The 20,379-nt window shown below is 32.3% G+C and carries 14 protein-coding genes; 4 read left to right on the top strand and 10 right to left on the bottom strand.

Features of this window, described 5'->3' with window-relative positions; genetic code table 11:
* From SJY43_RS06925 to radC, 4 genes are all read right to left on the bottom strand, one after another.
* Complete coding sequence (locus tag SJY43_RS06925; RefSeq protein WP_396603119.1) at positions 1 to 546, bottom strand: hypothetical protein; 546 nt, start codon at positions 544 to 546, stop codon at positions 1 to 3.
* 32 nt (positions 547 to 578) lie between these two features.
* The gene (locus SJY43_RS06920; protein WP_396603118.1) at positions 579 to 1,268 is read right to left on the bottom strand and encodes a YjjG family noncanonical pyrimidine nucleotidase; all 690 of its coding nucleotides are present in this window, start codon (positions 1,266 to 1,268) and stop codon (positions 579 to 581) included.
* A complete protein-coding gene (locus tag SJY43_RS06915) occupies positions 1,258 to 2,559 on the bottom strand; it encodes a polysaccharide deacetylase family protein (protein WP_396603117.1) in 1,302 nt (433 codons plus the stop codon). Before SJY43_RS06915 ends, SJY43_RS06920 begins: the two co-directional genes overlap by 11 nt.
* Before the next feature lie 120 nt (positions 2,560 to 2,679).
* Complete coding sequence (gene radC / locus SJY43_RS06910) at positions 2,680 to 3,378, bottom strand: DNA repair protein RadC (RefSeq protein WP_396603116.1); 699 nt, start codon at positions 3,376 to 3,378, stop codon at positions 2,680 to 2,682.
* Between the two features lie 699 nt (positions 3,379 to 4,077).
* Here radC and SJY43_RS06905 point away from each other — a divergent pair.
* Positions 4,078 to 4,965 (top strand): dienelactone hydrolase family protein, encoded by an 888-nt coding sequence (locus tag SJY43_RS06905; RefSeq protein WP_396603115.1) that lies wholly within the window; start codon positions 4,078 to 4,080, stop codon positions 4,963 to 4,965.
* 172 nt (positions 4,966 to 5,137) lie between these two features.
* Here SJY43_RS06905 and SJY43_RS06900 read toward each other — a convergent pair whose 3' ends face one another.
* Positions 5,138 to 6,493, bottom strand: coding sequence for a UDP-N-acetylmuramate--L-alanine ligase (locus SJY43_RS06900; RefSeq protein ID WP_396603114.1), 1,356 nt, complete (start codon positions 6,491 to 6,493; stop codon positions 5,138 to 5,140).
* Between the two features lie 206 nt (positions 6,494 to 6,699).
* Entirely contained in the window at positions 6,700 to 7,650 is a 951-nt protein-coding gene (locus SJY43_RS06895; protein ID WP_396603113.1) for a hypothetical protein, read from the bottom strand.
* Positions 7,651 to 7,858: 208 nt separating this feature from the next.
* On the opposite strand from SJY43_RS06895, the gene SJY43_RS06890 reads away from it, so the two are divergent.
* Genes SJY43_RS06890 through SJY43_RS06880 form a run of 3 tightly spaced genes read left to right on the top strand, consistent with a single transcriptional unit; the run spans position 7,859 to position 15,928 of the window.
* Positions 7,859 to 13,978 carry an alpha-2-macroglobulin family protein gene (locus SJY43_RS06890; RefSeq protein WP_396603112.1) on the top strand — a complete coding sequence of 2,040 codons (6,120 nt, stop codon included), beginning with the start codon at positions 7,859 to 7,861 and terminating at the stop codon, positions 13,976 to 13,978.
* Positions 13,979 to 14,004: 26 nt separating this feature from the next.
* Complete coding sequence (locus SJY43_RS06885) at positions 14,005 to 14,505, top strand: hypothetical protein (protein ID WP_396603111.1); 501 nt, start codon at positions 14,005 to 14,007, stop codon at positions 14,503 to 14,505.
* Position 14,506: 1 nt separating this feature from the next.
* Positions 14,507 to 15,928: a M64 family metallopeptidase gene (locus tag SJY43_RS06880; protein WP_396603110.1), complete on the top strand. Its 1,422-nt coding sequence runs from the start codon at positions 14,507 to 14,509 to the stop codon at positions 15,926 to 15,928.
* Position 15,929: 1 nt separating this feature from the next.
* Here SJY43_RS06880 and SJY43_RS06875 read toward each other — a convergent pair whose 3' ends face one another.
* The 4 genes from SJY43_RS06875 to obgE all read right to left on the bottom strand — a co-directional run bounded on the left by SJY43_RS06875 (position 15,930) and on the right by obgE (position 20,363).
* A complete protein-coding gene (locus SJY43_RS06875) occupies positions 15,930 to 16,352 on the bottom strand; it encodes a lipocalin family protein (RefSeq protein WP_396603109.1) in 423 nt (140 codons plus the stop codon).
* A gap of 14 nt (positions 16,353 to 16,366) precedes the next feature.
* A complete protein-coding gene (locus SJY43_RS06870) occupies positions 16,367 to 16,888 on the bottom strand; it encodes a DUF4136 domain-containing protein (protein WP_396603108.1) in 522 nt (173 codons plus the stop codon).
* A 64-nt stretch (positions 16,889 to 16,952) separates the two neighbouring features.
* Positions 16,953 to 19,031, bottom strand: a complete 2,079-nt coding sequence (locus SJY43_RS06865; RefSeq protein ID WP_396603107.1) for a T9SS type A sorting domain-containing protein — start codon at positions 19,029 to 19,031, stop codon at positions 16,953 to 16,955.
* A gap of 333 nt (positions 19,032 to 19,364) precedes the next feature.
* Positions 19,365 to 20,363 (bottom strand): GTPase ObgE, encoded by a 999-nt coding sequence (obgE, locus tag SJY43_RS06860; protein WP_396603106.1) that lies wholly within the window; start codon positions 20,361 to 20,363, stop codon positions 19,365 to 19,367.
* Between the last annotated feature and the right edge of the window lie 16 nt (positions 20,364 to 20,379).

Raw genomic sequence — 20,379 nt, 5'->3', positions numbered from 1 at the left:
TTACGGTTTAATATTAAAATAAAACACCCCTTTAGATTGCAAATTAATTCTACCAGGCGTATCATCATTTATTGTAACACCAGGTAACATAGTCAAGGTAAATTCTAACCTAACTGTACGTAGAAGTGCGGCTAAGGATCTGCCTTGAAAAACTTCTGTATATTTAGTAAAAACATCTGCATTAGTTGGCGAAGCAGCTGACGACAAGGTTAATGAGTGCTCTAATTGTCCAAAATCGTTAAAGAAATCAACCTCTACTTGATAACTTCTATTTATGGAATTAATAATTTCGAATACAAATTCTGCTTTCTCAAGGTTTTCTTTAATAAAATTTCCTCTAAAAATGTTTGTTTCAACAAAATCTGACGATTGTGATACCTCTTCTCCTCCAATAAAAAACTCACTAGCAGGTGCTTCAAAAAAGATAAGACTAGCTTCTTGAATTGGTGCCAATTCTATATCTTCAGCTTGATTAAAATCAATAGGCTCAGTACAAGACACTAAACATATTATAAAACAGTATATTTTTAATGTTTTCTTCACCATACTTATAATAAGACGTATTTATACCTAAACAATTACAAATACTTTTTTAATTGTATTAAGTTATCAATTTGTTTAATACCACTTTCTACTGTTTTGTTGTCAAGATCAAAAAACACAACATCCATACCCATGTTTTTTGCCCCTAAAATATCGGCTTCATAGCTATCACCTATCATAACACTTTTATTAGCGCTAGTATTAGCAAGGTTTAACGCAAAATTAAATATTTTAGGGTTTGGTTTTTTTACACCTGCAATTTCAGAATTAGTAATCGTTTTAAAATAATGGTCTATTTTAGAATGGCTCATTTTTTTATACTGTACCTCATCAAATCCGTTAGTAATAATGTGTAAATTATAATTATTACTTAAATAATCTAAAATTTCAAACGTGTTTTCAAACAAGTGATTAAAGGAACTAAGATGCGTAATATAATCTTCAGACAGCTTGTGTATCATACTGTCCTTAACTTTTAAATCAATAGCTTCAAAAGTTTCATTTAATCTTGCATAGCGTAAATCTGCTTTTGCAATTTTATCCTCTCTATATAATCTCCAATATTTTAAATTAATAGGAACATATTGTTTTAAGAAAACGTCAATATTAGTTTCAATATTATTAATTTCAAAAATTTTTCTAAAAGTCAATGCTGAGTTTTTTTCAAAATCCCAAAGCGTATGATCTAAATCAAAAAAAACATCTGTAATACCTTTAAACTTCATTTGGAGAATCTAAAATTAAATTAAATAAGTCTTTAAAACCTTGCCAAGTTTTTGAATCAGCAAAAGTATAATTATGAAAAATAGGTACAAATTCACCATTAACTTCCTTTACCTCACGTATAACTTCATTTAAAACTTTCTTTTTATCTAATAATGACTTATGCTTTAAAAGCGTAAAATCCATTAAGTGGTAAGGTATTATTTTTAAAGGTGTTTGCACTTCGTAATCTAAATCGTAAAACAAAAAAGGCGTGCACGAACCAGCTCTAAAACCAATATGGTTTACATAACCCATAGAATAATCTTCTTGAATTTCTAAAGCTATTAAGTTTCTATAGGTCTCTGGTAGGTTAAGTTTAGAGAACGATTGTCTGGAAGCTTTTAAATTGTAGTTTAAAATATCTTCCATTCTTTGTTTCTCTTTCTTTAATAACAATTCATCTTCTAGAGCGAAATAAGAAATTTTCAAGCCTACCCTACTGTAGTCACCAATATGCTTAATAAGCGATACAAATTTTTTCTTGTTTGGGTTAATGCCTTTATCATAAGTAGAATAATCGCCTATAAGAAAAAAGAAAAGGAATTTAAACTGCGATGTTTTCTGCCTATTAATTAAGTACTTGAATGTATCAAAAGGGTCGTGCCTAAAACCAAGAAGCACCATAAACCTTGCATACAAGCTTCTAAATCTAAATCTAGCAAGATCTTTAACGGTTCCTCCTAAGGTTCTCATGATACCTTTTAGCTTATAACTGTATGCACTAGGCACATCGATAATTGGGTTAATCTTATAAGACCTATTAGGGAACTCAAATTCTGGAAACTGCTTTTGTAAAGCTGCTTTAAATTTATAAGCCCAAATATCTACAACAGGTTGATGTAAAAATCCTTTCTTGAATGCTAAACTTTCGGTTGCTGTAAAACGTCCATATTCATCTTTTACATGTGGTAAATATTCTTCATATCTCGATAAGAGATAAAAGGAAGCCGAAAAAATATCAAAAGGCATAGCACACTTTTCCCCTAGATAAAAAAAACATTTTGTGTTTCCCCAGTCATGCATATTTATGTCTATGTCACTTAAACCTTGCTCAAATAAAATATCGTGACTTTTAATAAAAAACTCACTACCCAACTGCTGTTTGGTATAGGACATTTTTAAACTATCGTGAGCAATAAACTCTTCTATTTTTGTTGTAAAACTAACTTGTATACCCAAAACTCGAGTACATATATGCTTAAAAGCATATTTTAATCTTGGTGATATTTTATGAGTATATACTAAAAGCATAAGCTGAAGCAAATTCCAAAAAATAAAAATAACAAATTACAAATGCAATTGATAAAAACCATAAAATCTTTCTGTTTAGTTATTTGGAATTTAATTGTTGTGGTTTTGGAATTTAACATGCTAAAGCATGTTTTCATCCGCAAAACTAAAGTATGCTTTTTCTGTTATAATTAAATGGTCTAGAACTTTTATATCTAAACTTTGTGCAGCATTTTTTAATTTTTGAGTAATTTGTTTATCGGCTTCACTAGGTTTTAAGGTTCCTGAAGGGTGATTATGTGCCAAAATTAAGCCTGTGGCTCCAACTTCTAACGCATTTTTTAATACCAAGCGCACATCAACCAAAGTTCCCGTAATTCCGCCCTTACTTAATTGATTTTTCTGAAGTACTTTATTGGAATTATTCAAATAAACAATCCAAAATTCTTCATGCTGAAGTTCGCCAATTACAGGTTGCATAAGTTCAAAAACAGACGCGCTAGATGTGATTTTCTTTTTTTCAAGTGCCTCTTCTCCCCTGCGGCGCCTTCCTAATTCTAAGGCTGCAATAATACTTATCGCTTTGGCTTCTCCAATACCTTTAAATTCCATTAATTGTTTAATGGAAAGTTTTCCTAAGGCACTTAAATTATTATCGGTGCTTGCTAAAATGCGCTTACATAAATCTACAGCACTTTCTTCGCGGTTACCCGAACCAATCAAAATAGCAACAAGCTCGGCATCGCTTAATGCAGCTTTACCTTTATATAATAACTTTTCTCTAGGCTGATCGTCTTGACTCCAATTTTTTATAGAAAATGACGCTGGTTTTTCTTGCATTGGTTAAAGATAAATATTGATAACAAACAATAAAAATTATTTATCTTTTTAATAAAATTAATGTTGTTGCTCGTTTATACGATCTCTAGAATAGGATTTTAATAAAGCATAAAGTTTTGTAGGATCAAATAGCCTACCCATAAACCCATTCATTTTATAGGGCTTTATTTTTTTAAATATCTAATTGAGCAAATGCTGTAAATGCTATTATAGGTGTATTGGCTTTGGTCTTATCTGGTAAATCTCAATTACCTTAGTGATCTCATAACCATCCAATATAGCATCGTAAATCCATTAATACAAGATTAAAATTAACTTTAAAAAAATGATTAATACACAAATTATGTAAGAAAAATATATTATTTTTATAAAGTAATTAATTATATGTTTTAAATTAACGTAGTCTTTTATTTATGCGATTAAATAAATATTTAAAAGATCCCAAGAACCTTTTGTACTTCGCATTCCTTTTAATTGGAATTATTTGTGGAACATATATGTACGGATTCACTTCAACTATTTTTGCTTTCGGAATTATAATCTTATTTACATCAATTACAAGTCTAATAATTCGAGCTTTTAAGAGTAAAGACTAACAGAATATAATTTCTAGAAATGCTCAGTCAAGAAAGTTTAAAAGTATTTTTGGATAAAGTTTTTAAAAATTCTTAACTTAGAAAACACAGAAAACAGTTGATTATGAAAGACTTAAAAAAGGAAGACATTAAACAGGAGGTGTTTGATCTTTACGATGATTACGCTCATAACAAACTTAACAGAAGGCAATTTGTTGAAAAACTTTCGCTTTATGCCGTTGGTGGTGTTACGGTATCATCATTATTAAGTTTTATGTCACCAAATTACATAGATAGTTTACTAGTTAAACCTAATGATCCCACCTTAGATTCAGATTATGTTACTTATAATTCTCCAAATGGTGGAGGAACTATAAAAGGATTACTTTCAAAACCAAAAAACAATACAACAAAACTTCCGGGTGTTGTGGTTATTCATGAAAACAGAGGTCTTAACCCGTATATTGAAGATGTAGGACGACGCACAGCCAAAGCAGGATTTATTAGTTTAGCTCCAGATGCTTTATCACCTCTTGGCGGATACCCTGGAAATGATGATGACGGAAGAGCTATGCAAAAAAAACGTGATAGAAATGAAATGATTGAAGATTTTATTGAAGCTTATAACTACCTAAAATCTCATAAAGATTGTAATGGAAAAATTGGCGTAGTAGGTTTTTGCTTTGGCGGATGGATGGCTAATATGTTAGCGGTAAGACTTCCCGATTTAGGTGCCGCTGTACCATATTATGGCAGACAACCTAACGACGAAGATGCTGCTAAAATTAAAGCGCCTTTATTATTACAATATGGCGAATTAGATACGCGAGTTAATGCTGGTTTACCTGCATTTGAAGCCGTTCTAAAAGCCAATAACATTGATTATACATCCTATATTTACCCTGATGTAAATCATGGATTTCATAATAACACAACCCCTCGATTTGACAAGGAAGCCGCTGATTTATCTTGGAGTAGAACTATTGCTTTTTTTAAGGAACATTTGAAGTGATTGATATCTATTAAATCGTTTTAAGCTTTCCCATTTTTATTTACCTAATAAGAAAGAAAGTTTAATTACACGAACTTGACATTGTAAAAAAAATCCTCTAACTCCGTTTAACAAGCGATAAAGTTCATTGAAACGGAACTTTATCTTTACGTTAAACGAACATCCAAAAAGCTTATTCAATCACCCCCTTTACCTCATCAAAATTCAATCCACCATAATTACCAGAACTCATTAATAACAAGACTTTGTTCTCAAAGTTTTGCGAGAATAGGAAATCTTTAAAATCGTCTGGGTTGGTGTAAATAATTAAATCGTCACGCTCAAAAGCATTGGCTATTTGTTCGTGAGTTACTTCTTCAAGTTTTTTAATTTCTACGGCATGTGGTGAATAGAATACCACAGCAACATCGGCAGCATCAAGAGCGCCTTTATATTCTTTTAAAAACTCGGCGTTTAAACTGCTATATGTGTGCAATTCTAAACAAGCTAATACCGTTCTGTTTTCGTATTGCTCTTTAACCGCATTGGTTGTGGCTTCTACCTTACTTGGCGAATGCGCAAAATCTTTATAAGCAACACTATTTTTACTTTCAGCAATTTTTTCTAAGCGTTTACTGGCACCTTTAAATGTGGAGATGGCTTCGTAAAAATCGTCTTCATCAATACCCATATGCTGGCAAATCCATTTGGCCCCAGCAAGATTATTTAAGTTGTGTTTCCCAAAAACTTCAATTGGCAAGTCGCCTTCTGGTGTTTCAAGTAGTGTTTCGCCGTTTTCAATACTATATTCTGGTGTTTGGTATGCTATTTTTCTAATGGTATTCTCACTCGCTTCTACAACACGTTTAACTTCTGGATCTTCTTGGTTGTAATTAATACTTCCACCTTTTACAATAGAATCTACAAAAATACTAAACTGCTCTACATAATTCTCGTAAGTTGGAAACACGTTAATATGATCCCAAGCAATGCCACTTAACAACGCGATGTTTGGTTTGTATAAATGAAATTTTGGTCTGCGGTCTATTGGCGAACTTAAATACTCATCGCCCTCAAGCACTATAAAATCGTTAGTTTCGGTAAGTTTCACCATAACATCAAAACCTTCTAATTGGGCACCAACCATATAATCTACATCTCTATCGTGATAATGCATAACATGCAAAATCATGGATGTTATGGTTGTTTTACCATGGCTTCCTCCAATAACCACTCGCGTTTTATGTTTAGATTGCTCGTATAAAAATTCTGGATAGCTGTATATTTTAAGACCAAGTTCTTGTGCTTTTAATAGCTCTGGATTATCTTCTTTAGCGTGCATGCCTAGAACAATAGCATCGAGGCTTGATGTTATTTTTTCTGGAAACCATCCAAAGGTTTCTGGTAGTAAACCCTTAGCTTCTAATCTAGATTTTGAAGGCTCGAAAATGGTATCGTCACTCCCTGACACCTTGTATCCTTTATTATGTAATGCAAGTGCTAAATTGTGCATTGCTGCTCCGCCAATGGCTATAAAATGTACGTTCATCTTTTTATTTTGAATGTATTTTGCAATTTTGATTAATACTTTTTTTGAGCGTTATATCAAGAAGTAAATATATGAATTGCAGTTGGAAGCACGAAGATTGAAGACGGAAGTTTTTGCGTTAGGGATTGAAGTGGATAGCCCACAGCCCGACGCAGGAGGAGCGCGGACTTGGAACATAAAGCCCGACCCTTGTGGTAACGCCCTAACTAAAGGTTTAAAATCTTCTCTTTTTGTGACTTAAAAGGTTTAATTTTTGGAAGTTCTGCTAAGGCTAAATTTATATGTTTTAGCGCCTCTGGTTTTTTGTTTTTATGCGTATAAATTTGTGCCAAACGATATTGTGCCCATGCTTTTGGAACGCCATCGTTAGGCGAGTAATTTTCTAGATAAACTTGAAGGCAATGTTCTCCTTTTTCTAACTCGATATTATATTCTGCAGCTACTTTACCTATTTGATAATGTAGTGCATTACGGTGAAGTTTTTTATGAGCTTTCTCTATATTTTCTATGGCCTTTTGTGGTTGATTTTCGTTTTCGTAAAGCGTAGTTAGCTTATTAAAACAGGTTAACGAACCACCTTCTTTTATGGCCATTTTATAGAATTTCTCTGCGAGTTCTGGTTCATTATCATACTCATTAACATAACCTTTTGCTAAGTAACCATCTACCTTAGAAAGGTTTTCTAATTCTTGAGCATATTTTAAAGATTTACTTCTGCTACCTCCAAAAATACCGGGTAATTGTATGTAAAACTCAACCAAGGCCCAACGCGCATCTATATGGTTTTTATCGAGTTCGGCCGCTTTTATAAACGAACTTTTTATATCGCCAATTAAACCAATGGCCTTAAGTTTGTTTTCTAAGGCTTTCATACCTAAAACGCCACCATATTTATAATGATAATTAGCTGTATTGGGTTTAGCATCAACCAACTTTTTATAAATATGTATGGCATCATCCCATTTTTTTTGATACCCAAATGCATCGCCTAAAAATTCTATACCTCTTAAATTATTAGGGTGTTCTTTTAAAAACTTAGTGATTTGTGTTTCGGCTTTTTTAAATTGTTTTGCTTTAAAGAGTATTTCTACTCCATCAAGATTTACTTGTGAAAAACACAAAGCTGGCAGTAAAAAAAGAAACAATAATTTATTCATACTATTATAGTCGATACTACAAAAATAAGCTTTCTTAGGTTTTATAGTTTTTAGATTAAGATAAACTTAAGAATTTGTGTTTTAGTTATACTCGATAATACTATTTTATCTACAAAATGATTAACTTCACTCACCCAACGGCTCCATTTACTAATTTATTGTTTTTTGGAACGGCTTTTGAATATACATTAGAGACAAAATTAAACACATGAAGCGCTCACTATTTTTATTTATGATTATACTATTTTCAACCTTTTCTCAAGCTCAAAATCTAAATTATGAAGATTTATGGGTTAAAGTTGAAAAACTTGAAGTTGATGGCTTACCAAAATCTGCCTTAAAACTAGTTAATGACATTGAAAAGCAAGCAAATTACGATGCTAATTACCCGCAACTTATAAAGACCATGCTTTTTAAAAGTAAATATGCATTGGTTTTGGAAGAAGATGCCCAGTTAAGTATTATTAATGACTTTAAAACCAAAATTTCTGAAAGCGAATTTCCAACAAAAAACATACTTGAGAATATATTAGCCAACTTATACTGGCAGTACTTTAAGCAACATAGATGGCAGTTTTATAATAGAACTAAAACTGCCGAAAAAGTAGATGCAGTAGATTTTAGAACTTGGGATTTACAAACCCTTTTTGATGAAATTCATGTGCATTACCAAAGCTCTTTAGAGAACGGATTAATGCTTCAGCAAGAAAGTTTAAAAAAATATAACACTTTATTAAACGAACAGAAAGGCTCAAAAACTTACAGACCTACCTTATTTGATTTTTTAAGCCATAATGCTTTAGAATTCTACAAAACTAACGAAACAAACATCACAAAACCTGCTTATAAATTTGAGATAGATAATACAGCTTTTTTAGGTGATGCTAAAACGTTTTCAAAATTAAATATTACATCAAAAGATGCAACATCGCTGCAACTTAATGCCTTAAAAATATATCAAGGTTTAATTCAATTTCATTTAAAAGGCAAATCGTCTTTTGCATTGGCAGATGTAAATATTAACCGCTTAAAATTTGTACAGCAACACGCTACATTTAGTAATAAACAAACTATTTTATTAGAAGCTTTAAAAGTAGAAAGCAAACAACATAAGGCTCATGAAGTTTCGGGTTTATACGATTTTGAAATTGCGTCTATTTATTATCAGCAAAGTAAAACTTACCAACCTAATACAAACGAAGACAATCGTTGGAAAGCCAAAGAAGCTCTTGATTTATGTAATGAAGTCATTTCTCAATATCCAAAAAGTAAAGGCGCTGAAAAATGTGCTGTTTTAAAATCTCAGATCGAACAATTATCGCTTCAAATTACTGCCGAAGATTTTCTGCCTATTCAAAAAAACTCTAGATTACTAGTTAGATATAAAAACTTAGAGGCTTTGAAATTTAATATTTATAAAGTTTCTGAAAATGAATATGAAAGGTTTTCAAAAATTTATAGAAAAGAACAACAGCTAGATTTTATAAACAAATTAAAGATTAATAATACTTGGAATAGCACATTAAAAAACGAAAACGATTATCAAACACACACTACAGAAATTTTAATACCTAAGCTTGATAATGGCAGATATTTAGTTGCTGCTTTTGTTGAAAACGACAAAGAAATATTTGCTTTCACAAACGTTCAGGTTTCTAACATGGCTTTGGTTGAAACGGAAGCCTTAGATGCTAAAATATTTCAAATTATTGATAGAAATAATGGTACTCCAATTATAAACTCAAAAGTTCAAGTATCATATGATTCTAGAAATAACAAAAAAGCAATTACTAAAAATTATACCACAAATAATCTAGGTGAAATTAAAATTGAAAAGGATAAAAACTGGTACAGAAATGTAAAATTGAAAGTTGAAAACGATAACGACGTTGCCTATTTTGGCAATTTCTACATGAACCAAACGTATAATGAGCCAGAAAAAAAAGAAAGCTACGCATCATTCCTTTTTACAGACCGAAGCATCTATAGGCCAGGGCAAACGGCTTATTTTAAAGCCATTGCTATTAAAACTAATGATGGAAAATCTGAAGTTTTAGAAAACGAGAAGGTATTTGCACTTTTATACAATACAAACAACGAAGAAATTAAAAAACTAGAATTAAGAACAAATGCATATGGCTCTGCATCAGGAGAATTTATTTTACCAAATAATGGCTTAACGGGAATGCACCGCATAGAATTTAAATCTAATTCGGGAATATATTTGAGAAGCAATACCTCTTTTTCTGTTGAAGAGTACAAGCGTCCAAAATTTGAAACTAAATTTACACCTGTAACCGAAACTTATAAAATTAACGATGCTGTTACTGTTAAAGGAAACGCCTTAGCTTATGCTGGAAGTAATATTACAGATGCTAAAGTTATATATCGAGTACACAGAAAAGTGCAATACCCACGTTGGTATTTTTGGTATAGACCTTGGGTAAATAGTGAACCTCAAGAAATTACCCATGGAGAAACGGTAACTAACGATAAAGGTGAATTTAAAATCACATTTAAAGCCATACCAGACCAAAGTATTGATAAGAATAGTTTACCAATTTTTAATTATGAAATAACTGCCGATGTTACCGATTTAAATGGAGAAACTCGAAGCGCAACCACCATTGTAAATGTTGGTTATCATGCACTAACAGCTAATTTAAATATTGATAACGTATTAAATAAAAACAATAAAGACCATAGTATTTCTATAGACACTAAAAATCTTAATGGTGAGTTTGTACCAGCAAAAGGAACGATTAAAATCTATAAACTTGAAGCGCCAAATACAGTTTTAAGAACACGTCCGTGGGCTGCACCAGATTATCAGGAATTCTCTAAAGATAATTTCAAAAATCTATTTCCGCATGATGCTTACACAAACGAACATAATTCTGCTAATTGGGAAAAAGGTAAACTTGTTTTAGAAAAATCGTTTAACACCAAAGACTCAAAAACACTTAAGCTCGGGAAGATTAAAAAGTGGCAATCTGGCGATTATATTATCACTCTTGAAAGTAAAGATAAATTTGGCATGCTGGTGAAAGATAAAATTAAGACCTCGTTGTTTAGTGAAGATGACAAAGTTCCAGCAGACAATCAGTTATTTACTATTTCTACTGATAAATCAACTTATACTATTGGAGATACGGCCTATGTAACTATTGGTTCTGCTGCTGAAAATATTGCAATAACCGTTTCAATTGAAAAAAATAAAAGACTCATTAAAACAGAAATCATTAACCTAAATACTAACAAAAAAACAATTTCTGTTCCTGTTACAAAAGATGATTTAGGTGGTTTTGTCGTGCATTATAGTTTTGCTGCTTTTAATAGTTTTAAATCTGGTTCTCAAGCCATTTCGGTTCCATACCCTAAAACCAATTTAGAAATTGAAACCCTAACATTTAGAGATAAACTACAACCAGGAACCGATGAGACTTGGCAATTTAAAATTAAAGGACCTTATGGCGAAAAAGTAAGTGCCGAGTTATTGGCGAGCATGTATGATGCTTCCTTAGACCAATTTAAACCACACAACTGGAATTTCAATCCTATTCAAACTCCAGTTTATTACGCGCATAGTAATAGAAATGCAAGAGGTAGTTTTGGCACACAGAACTTTAGAGTTTATAATAATAGTTCTCGTGCAAATTATCCGGAACAATATTATGATAGCTTAAATTGGTTTGGGTTTTATTTTGGGAATAACAACTTATATTTCAAAAGTGTTTCAAAAAGTCTTAGAGGTCGAGTTGCAGGTATTCAAGCAGCTCCTGAAGGGGTGATGCTAAACGAATCTGAATTAGATGACGTTGTGGTTGTTGGATATGGCACTAAAAAGAAAAGTGCTATAACTGGCGCGGTAACTTCGGTAAGTGCTGAACAATTAAATATTGAAGATGAAACTATTGATAATTCAATCGAAGAAAAACCAACCTTCGACAACATTCAAATCCGGAAAAACATGCAAGAAACAGCGTTTTTCTTTCCGCAGTTAAAAACAGATTCAGAAGGTAATATAAGTTTTAGTTTCACGACGCCAGAAGCTTTAACCCAATGGAAATTACAATTAATTGCTCATACTAAAACTTTAGAAAGCGCAACACAATCGTTAACTACAGTTACCCAAAAAGAACTAATGGTTATCCCAAATGCGCCACGGTTTTTACGTGAAGGTGATCAAATTACAATAAGCACTAAAATTGCAAATCTTACTGAGAAACAACTTTCTGGGCAAGCTAAATTAATTTTAACCGATGCAGTTTCAGGGAAAGATATTACCGCAAATCTGCTTGGTTCTTCCCTTTCCGGGAAGTTAGATGGGGCTTTCGTTGTTCCCGCTTCAGGTAACACGCAAGTCTCTTGGGATTTATCAATTCCAGACAATGTTCAAGCTGTACAATACAAAGTGGTTGCGCAAGCTGGCAATTTTAGTGATGGAGAGCAAAACACATTACCTGTTTTAAGTAACCGCATGTTGGTTACCGAAACATTACCCATGTGGATTAAAAGCAACCAAACCAAGACATTCACACTAGATAAATTAAAAAACAATACCTCAACCACGCTTAAAAACCATAAGTTGACTTTGGAAATGACGTCCAATCCAGCGTGGTATGCGGTTCAGGCGTTGCCATATTTAATGGAATACCCTTATGATTGTAACGAACAAACATTCTCTAGATATTACGCAAATGCATTAGCAAGTCATATTGCAAATTCAAATCCTAGAATTCAGGAGGTTTTTAATCAATGGAGAAATACGGACGCCTTACTTTCTAACTTAGAAAAAAACCAAGAATTAAAGTCAATTTTAATTCAAGAAACACCTTGGTTGCGTGATGCGCAAAGCGAAACGGAACAGAAAAAACGTATCGCTTTATTATTCGATTTAAATAAAATGAATAATGAGCTTCAATTTGCAATTACAAAACTGCAAAACAATCAATTAGATTCTGGTGCCTGGGCTTGGTTTAATGGCGGTTATGAAAACAGATACATTACACAACATATTATAACTGGTTTTGGTCACCTTAAACAGCTAAATGTCATTCAGAGCAATAGCGAAGAATCTATGATTCAAAAAGCCATCAAATATTTAGATAATGAGTTTGTAAAAGAATATAAAGACCTCAGAAAGTATAATAAAGATACAGATTTAAGTGAAGACCATTTAAGCTATACCCAGTTGCATTATTTATACATGCGAAGTTTTTATAACGATATCAAAAAAACAAAAGAAGTTGAAACTATTATAGATTATTACCAAACGCAAATACAGAAATATTGGTTAAAGCGTTCGTTATATTCTAAAGGATTAATGGCTTTAATATCTCATAGAAAGGCTGATAGTAAAACAGCTGCTAAGATTTTGAAATCGCTTAAAGAAACAAGTATCACTTCAGACGAATTAGGTATGTATTGGAAAGCCAACACCAACTCTTGGTATTGGTATCAAGCACCTATTGAAACGCAAGCGCTATTAATTGAAGCTTTTAGTGAGTCTGGAACTGTCATTCAGAGCGAAGCGAAGAATCTTGAAACTATAGATAATTTAAAAATCTGGCTACTTAAAAACAAGCAAACTAACCGATGGAAAACAACCAAAGCAACTACCGATGCAGTCTATGCCTTATTATTACAAGGAAGTGATTGGTTAAGCGTTACCGACATGGTTGATGTGATAATTGGCGGACAACAAATTACACCATCAAAATTAGAAGCTGTAAAAGTTGAGGCTGGAACGGGTTACTATAAAACATCGTGGGATACTTCTGAAATTAAACCAGAAATGGGAGAAGTTACCATTTCTAAAAAAGGAAAAGGCATTGCTTGGGGAAGTTTATACTGGCAATATTTTGAAGATTTAGACAACATAACTACGGCCGAAACTCCACTTAAATTGAAGAAAAAGCTATTTCTTAAATCGAACACAGATACCGGTGAAGAAATCTCAGAAATCACTTCTGAAACCGATTTAAAAGTTGGCGATTTAGTTCGAGTTCGTATTGAACTTCGTAGCGATAGAAACATGGAATTTATACATATGAAAGACATGCGCGCTTCTGGATTAGAACCCGTAAATGTTTTAAGTCAATACAAATGGCAAGATGGCTTGGGCTATTATCAAAGCACAAAAGATGCTTCAACCAACTTCTTTTTCGATTATTTACCAAAAGGCGTTTATGTTTTCGAATACGATTTACGAGTAAATAATGCGGGTAACATGAGTAATGGCATTACTACTATTCAAAGTATGTATGCACCTGAATTTAGTAGTCATAGTGAGGGCACAAGAATTTCAATAACAAATTCTAAGTAGCTCTGTTTAATTATACAAATTAAGATTTGAAACGACCTACTTTAAAAATAACTCCTAAATTTATAATACTTTTTATAAGTGCTTTATTGTTGTTTTCAGCTTGTGGTAATTATAAAAAAACTGTAACTACAGGAAGTTCAATAAATAATACACCCAAAATTCTATTTCTCAATTATAGTATTGAAAACACTTCAAACGGAAATAAAACAATTCAGTTTATCAATAAAAAAATAGTGGATGGTAAACTAAAAAACAATTCGCTTCAACCTATAGAAACTGGAACTGAAGATGATTTAATTTTAACTGTACTTGATAAAAAATCTAAAACACTAAACCACATACTAATTAAAAACCCATTAATTAAGCGTATTGAATATATTGATGATGCAAAAAACTTTAAAACTAAAACTATAAAATCCGATAAAGGGCAATTCTCCATAAGACTGCAACTAAAAAGTAATGCTAAATACATAACAATTAGTAACTTTGCAAAAAACGAGCCCCTCATTAAAACCCAAATTAACTAGTATGAAATCTTTTTTATGCTTTTTACTATTTTTATCTAATACGCTATTTTTATCTGCTCAAATTTTTGATGTAGAACCAATAAAAATATCTGGTGATGATGATAAACGTATTAGTTTGGTCATTATGGGAGATGGATACACTAGCAGCGAATTAGACACATTTATTACTGATGCTACTAATTTCACAAACAGCATGTTTAATGAGAGTCCTCTAAAAGAATATGCTGAATATTTTAATGTTTATGCCATAAAAGTTATATCGAATGAAAGTGGTGCAGATCACCCAGGTACTGGAAGCACCTACCATGAAACTTATTGGCCTGTTCCAATAACAACTGTTGACACTTTTTTTAATGCTACTTTTGACGCTTTTGGAAATCATTTTCTTCTTTTTTATGAGATAGATGGTAATTACGCCAATAATACCGAAGCTAAAATTTTGAGCGTTTTAGCAGATAATTTCCCAGCATACGACCAAGCACTTATTTTAGTTAACTCGCCATATTATGGTGGTAGCGGTGGCACTTTTCCAATGGCTTCAACTGGTGCAAGTTCAGACGAAATAGCCATACATGAACTGGGACATTCATTATTTGATCTAAAAGATGAATACTACCCTGGGGACTTATTAGCAGCCGAAGCTGTAAATATGACACACGCAGATAATATAAACAACCCTAAATGGAGTAATTGGGTTGGAACAAATACTATTGGTGTTTACCAGCACACCTGTACCTCAGGAGATTGTTCCAATTGGTACAAACCAAATACAAGTTGTAAAATGGAAGTGCTTAACAACCCTTTTTGTTCGGTTTGTAAAGAAGGTATTATTGAAAAAATTCACAGCTTAGTATCACCAATTGATGCTTATACACCAGACAATACCGTTGACGACCCTACATTTCCTTTAGATTTTCAACTCGATTTAATTAAACCTGACCCAAATACTTTAGAAAGTGAATGGACACTTAATTCACAAAGCTTTGCTAGTAATGTTGATAGTGTAGCAATACTTGAAACTGATTTGGTTAATGGCGCTAATACACTTACCACTATTATACATGATAATTCGCCTTTATTAAGAGTCGATAACCATGAAAGTTTTCATGTGTATACAGTAACTTGGACTATAAATTATTCTTCACTTGGTGTAGATGCTATAGAAAGTAAGGAAAGCAATTATAATATTTCGCTTTATCCAAACCCAACACGTAACATTTTAAATATAGAATTTGAAAGTAATTCGATTTCAAATTTAAAAGTTGAAATAATAAGTATTGATGGCAAAAGAATTAAAAAAACAAGGCTTTCTAATTTAGAAAGTCAACAAATTGATATTAGTAATTTAAGCCAAGGTGTTTATATTACCAACTTCTATTCTGGCAATATATTAATTGCTAGTAAAAGGTTGGTGAAGAATTAATTTATTCAGATTTGACTCTTGTTAAAACCATTCTGTTGATGTTTAAGTCTACTATTTTAAATTCTTGAATTCCCCGTATAATTGGAATTGTAGCATTAATAATTCTATTTTCTTTATTTAAACTCCAGGTGCCCTTTGTTTTTGTTTTGACGCTATTATCGCTTGGGCATTTCCGTGTTATGCCTCTTTGTTTTAAATTAACAATACCATTGTTTGATATTTCAATTTGAAAACGAGTATTATCTTTTTGGTTTCCTATTTTTCTCTTAAAAACGATATTTTCATTATAATTTATCGATTCTACTAACCAAGTTCCAACTAAATAATATCTGTCTGAATTTTTAAAGTTATTGGTTTGAGAATAACCTTTCACAAAAAACATGAATAAAAAAAGCAATGCTATTATTACTGGTTTTAACGTCATTAGGTTTTATGGGTTTATTTCTCTGGCGGATAGCTAGACAATACTTTTTCGACAATAGCATTTAAACGTTCTTCTCGTTTTTCCGGATTTGCTTTTGGATTAAAACTAGCTTCACTAATGGCTTGCCAAAAGAGTTGTTTTTTGTTTTCGTCTACAAAATCGATTGTTATTTGTCGGTTTATATTGGCTTGACCAATTGGTAATCCTATTGAAATCCCGCCACCAACATTTCTTCCAGTTCCTCCTACGCCAACGCCTACGGTTTGTCTTTGAGCTGCTTGATATTCTTCACTTTTAATATCAATAAAAAAATCTGGAGTTTCAGAAATACTAAATCCTTTAGCTTCCATTTTAGCATCAATAACATTTAGCAAACGTTTGGTATCTAATTCACTTAAACCGGTTTCCATATTGGCATAATACTGATAGGTTTTATAGGTGTTAAAATTAGTTACCTTATCATAATCATAGTTTACACGAATGGGTGCACACGATATAATAAGTAAGGCTAGTATAGTAATTGTTAGAAATCTCATAGAGGTTTTAATTTTTATATAAAATTAATCAAAAATTATTCCAATGTTGGTTTTCTACAAAACGTTATTTCTTAATAACTTTTTTAACAAATCTCCCATTACCCGTTTGTATTTCAACAAAATACATTCCTGCAGATATTTTTGAAAAATTAATGCTTGTTTTAGTTGTTTCAATTAATTTTTCACCAAACATAGAATATATTTGAATATTTTCAATAATTGAATTATTACCATTATTGATTATTAGTTCCTCATTTATTGGGTTAGGATACAGAGTGAATTCTAATGTTAAACTTTCTTCAAGAGACAATGCAGAACTATTTTTAACAACAATTTCAAAATCTTCAGTAATTTTAACAATATTCATATTGGATACTGTTTTACCCTGACTATCACTATTATCAAACCAGACTTGAACAAAATAATCTGTATTTGAACCTACAGAAATTTCATTGAGCGCATTTGCTCCACAAGCCTCTGCTACTTGTGTTAAAGCCCCACAAGTTCCTTGCCATAACTGTAACGAATAACCTCCGTCTACCAATATATCTATCGTTGTTAATTCCCCTGTGTTGAACGAAAACCACACATCTGCTCTAAATTGGGAATCTATATTACAAGATGGTACATTTGCTGAAATAGTAGAATATCTATTAGAGGCAATTAAAGACTCTCCTAGTGTTAATACATCGGCCCCTGTACAGTCATCATTTTCAGGAATTAAAGTTACACAAGTACTTTCAACTTCAGAAATATCATTGCACCCAACATCATTATTATCAATTACTACTGCACTTGGGTTATTTACTGAATCCCATTGATTTAAAAAATAACAGATAGAATTAATATTACAGACTGGTAGTAAAGGGTTATTAGTTATGGATACAGTACTATTAATGTTAACATCATCTAATACAGCTATATCTTGTAATAGGTTATTATTATTAATTAATAAATTATAAACTTTATCTATAGAGTTTAACCCATTAAAACTATTTAAAGACGAATTATTTTCTATGTGAAAATCTCCAGAAAATTCAAAAGCAGTTAAACCGCCAAAACTTATTAAACCATCATTATTTATAATAAAAACATCATCTGCATAAATTAAACTTTCAAGACCATTAAAATTACTTAGAGAATCATTATTATCTATAACAAGGTCATCAGCGAATGGATTCGTAACATTACCTAGCCCATCTAAACTGACTAACAATGGATTGTCTTTTATAATAATTGAATCTCCAACTTCTCCAGAGAGTCCCGACAAACCTAATATATTATTAAGTAACGCATTATTTTCTATAACAAGATTGCCATACTGCATTATACTTATATTTTCTATACCGTTTAGGTTAGTTAATAATGGATTATCCTTTATTATTAAACCAGATGCAATAGGTCCTTCAACACTTGTAATGGCAGACAATGGACTTAAATCTGTTATGTCAGATCCACTAATTGTTAAACCGTGAGTTATCTCTAAACAATTTGGATAGTTAGTTGAAAAAGCATCAACATCTGCTTGAGAACTTAATATTATATGACCTGTTGGACAAGGTGTAGGTGCTGCTTCAATGATGAATACGCCAATTGTATCTGATGAATTACCACAGTCATCGTTTGCTGTAAATACTGTTGCAATTTCTACCCTAGTACTACAATCAAAACTCGAATCATCCGAAGTATGATTAGACCAAGTTACATCACTACAATTATCGTAAGCCATAGCGCCTCCATTTGATGCCAACCAAGTATTAAAATCGTCTGTATTTCCTGTACCATCACATGTTACAGTCATATATTCTGCAGGAAGTGAAATAATAGGGGCAGTTGTATCTCTAATATTGACAGTACCATCTGTAGTCGCAGCATTACCACAACCATCAGCCACGGTAAATATTACTGTAATCGTTTCAGAGCAAGGTGAATTATCACTATAATAAGCATGAGTCCAAACCAAATTATTATCCTCGCAAGAGGTAGAAGAAGCAACTGCACCACCATTTGATGCTAAATAATCATCTAAACTATCACCACATTCTAAGGTTATAGCACTAGCTTCTTGTTCAATAATAATTTGACTAAAACTAGTAAACGGTATAAAAAACAAAACAATGAGTGAAAATAAAGCTTTATTCATGAAGTAAAAATTTTCCTCAAATATACGAAACACTATTGATTCTTAAATCTTAATTTAAGACAAACTCCTTTAAGTTTTTGCAATTAAAAACAAAATATCAACACTACTTAACGAGAATGAGCATAGTTTCTAATTTATAAGAAAAAAGACTCAACGTAAAACCAAAAGCTAGCAGACAACCGCGTTAGGGATTGATGCGACATCCTTTTTAAAGATGATAACCTATAATTATGCTATTGCAAATAAATTAACAGATTGCCACGTTCTTCGTCCTAGCAATGCCCCTTTAAAAAGATATAGCGGAAAGCCCGACCCTTGGGTAACGCCCAAATATTATTCATTCAACATTTTCCATAAAACATCTTTAAGTTCTGTAATGCCTTTTTGAGCTACAGAAGATATAAATAGGTACGGAATTGGAAGCTCGTTATCTAATTCAACTTTCATTTCTGCTTGAAGTTCTTCATCTAGCATATCGCATTTAGAAATGGCAATGATACGTTCTTTATCAAGCATTTCTGGGTTGTAACGTCGCAACTCATCTAAGAGAATATCGTATTGCTTTCTAATATCATCGGCATCTGCCGGAATCATAAACAATAGAATAGAGTTACGTTCTATATGGCGTAAAAAGTAATGACCAAGACCTTTACCTTCGGCAGCGCCTTCAATAATTCCAGGGATATCTGCCATTACGAAGGTTTGAAAATCGCGATATTTTACAATACCCAGATTTGGTTTAAGGGTAGTAAACTCGTAATCTGCAATTTTTGGTTTTGCTGAAGTAACAACCGATAATAGCGTTGATTTACCTGCATTAGGAAAACCTACAAGACCAACATCCGCAAGTACTTTTAACTCCATAGTTACGTACTTTTCTTCCATAGGAATACCTGGTTGCGCGTAACGTGGCGTCTGGTTGGTTGAGCTTTTAAAGTGCCAGTTTCCTAAACCGCCTTTACCGCCTTCTGCTAATATTATTTCCTCACCATCTTCGGTAACTTCAAAAAGAATATTATTCGTTTCTGTATCTCGAATTACTGTACCTAAAGGCACATCGATGTATACATCTTCACCATCAGACCCAAAACTACGTCCGCTACTTCCATGTCCTCCATGTTCTGCTCTTACGTGCTTTTTAAATTTAAGATGAAGTAAAGTCCATAGATTAGATTTTCCTCTAACAATAACATGACCTCCACGACCACCATCTCCACCATCGGGACCACCTTTGGTAATATATTTTTCACGATGCAAATGCACAGAGCCTTTACCTCCGTTACCGGAAGAGACAAACATTTTTACGTAGTCTACAAAGTTTCCTTCAGTCATGATTTAAGTTAAAAGT

Source organism: Algibacter sp. R77976 (assembly GCF_044594645.1).
GTDB lineage: Bacteria > Bacteroidota > Bacteroidia > Flavobacteriales > Flavobacteriaceae > Algibacter_B.
This window is presented reverse-complemented; position numbering and strand designations above follow the sequence as displayed.

Coding starts and splice junctions, on each gene's coding strand:
- obgE (WP_396603106.1), bottom strand. CDS start 20,363: ATGACTGAAGGAAACTTTGTAGACTACGTAAAAATGTTTGTCTCTTCC.
- SJY43_RS06890 (WP_396603112.1), top strand. CDS start 7,859: ATGAAGCGCTCACTATTTTTATTTATGATTATACTATTTTCAACCTTT.
- SJY43_RS06915 (WP_396603117.1), bottom strand. CDS start 2,559: ATGCTTTTAGTATATACTCATAAAATATCACCAAGATTAAAATATGCT.
- SJY43_RS06925 (WP_396603119.1), bottom strand. CDS start 546: ATGGTGAAGAAAACATTAAAAATATACTGTTTTATAATATGTTTAGTG.
- SJY43_RS06900 (WP_396603114.1), bottom strand. CDS start 6,493: ATGAACGTACATTTTATAGCCATTGGCGGAGCAGCAATGCACAATTTA.
- SJY43_RS06895 (WP_396603113.1), bottom strand. CDS start 7,650: ATGAATAAATTATTGTTTCTTTTTTTACTGCCAGCTTTGTGTTTTTCA.
- SJY43_RS06880 (WP_396603110.1), top strand. CDS start 14,507: ATGAAATCTTTTTTATGCTTTTTACTATTTTTATCTAATACGCTATTT.
- SJY43_RS06920 (WP_396603118.1), bottom strand. CDS start 1,268: ATGAAGTTTAAAGGTATTACAGATGTTTTTTTTGATTTAGATCATACG.
- SJY43_RS06875 (WP_396603109.1), bottom strand. CDS start 16,352: ATGACGTTAAAACCAGTAATAATAGCATTGCTTTTTTTATTCATGTTT.
- SJY43_RS06905 (WP_396603115.1), top strand. CDS start 4,078: ATGAAAGACTTAAAAAAGGAAGACATTAAACAGGAGGTGTTTGATCTT.
- radC (WP_396603116.1), bottom strand. CDS start 3,378: ATGCAAGAAAAACCAGCGTCATTTTCTATAAAAAATTGGAGTCAAGAC.
- SJY43_RS06865 (WP_396603107.1), bottom strand. CDS start 19,031: ATGAATAAAGCTTTATTTTCACTCATTGTTTTGTTTTTTATACCGTTT.
- SJY43_RS06870 (WP_396603108.1), bottom strand. CDS start 16,888: ATGAGATTTCTAACAATTACTATACTAGCCTTACTTATTATATCGTGT.